Raw genomic sequence first — 656 nt, forward strand, 5'->3', positions numbered from 1 at the left:
CTCCGACCAGTGAACCGAACGGTACGCCGTTGCAGGTGGCGGAACCTGAATTTCCGGATGGCCTGAGTGAACCCATCGGGAAATTTCCGATGGCCGATGGCTGGCATCCGTCGCTGGATTTTCGACGACGGGCTGCGTTGTGGGGAGCGGCTTTGCCGGAACCGGAATTTACACCTGCTGAACTTGCCGCCTTCCGGGATTACTGGATGGCGGAGGGGAAAGTGTTCACACAGGTTCAGTGGGAGCAGAAATTCGCCCGTCACGTAAATCACGTCAGGGCGCAGGTTAAACCAGTCAGCAAGGGGGTGAACCATGCAGCAGCACCAGGTGGCACCGCATCACGGGCAGTTCAGGAAATTCGGGCAGCACGTGAGCAGTGGGAACGTGAAAACGGATTTATCAGCGACGGAAACAGCCTGGAAGCTGTGGGAACTCATGGGGGAGGTTTATTCGGACCGCTGGACCCGGAAGAACGGGGCCGCACCTTCGAAGCTCTGGATTGCACAGATTGGCGCGATGACTGAGCAGCAAATCCGGCAGGTCTGCCGCCAGTGCATGGACCGCTGCCGGGCGGGTGAAACATGGCCTCCTGACCTGGCTGAGTTTGTGGCACTGATTCCGGAAAGCGGGGCCAATCCATTCGGTCTGACGGTGGG

Annotated in this window: 1 protein-coding gene and 1 pseudogene; both read left to right on the forward strand. The window is 59.3% G+C overall.

What is annotated here, in order from left to right:
* On the forward strand, nucleotides 1–524 hold a 524-nt coding region (locus tag ACJHYR_RS28085; protein WP_410233234.1), incomplete at its 5' end, for a DnaT-like ssDNA-binding domain-containing protein.
* Nucleotides 424–656, forward strand: a pseudogene (locus ACJHYR_RS28090) (replication protein); the annotation flags it as partial. The gene ACJHYR_RS28085 and the pseudogene ACJHYR_RS28090, both read left to right, overlap by 101 nt.

The sequence above is a fragment of the Escherichia sp. WS1450 genome, from assembly GCF_046487395.1.
GTDB lineage: Bacteria > Pseudomonadota > Gammaproteobacteria > Enterobacterales > Enterobacteriaceae > Escherichia > Escherichia coli.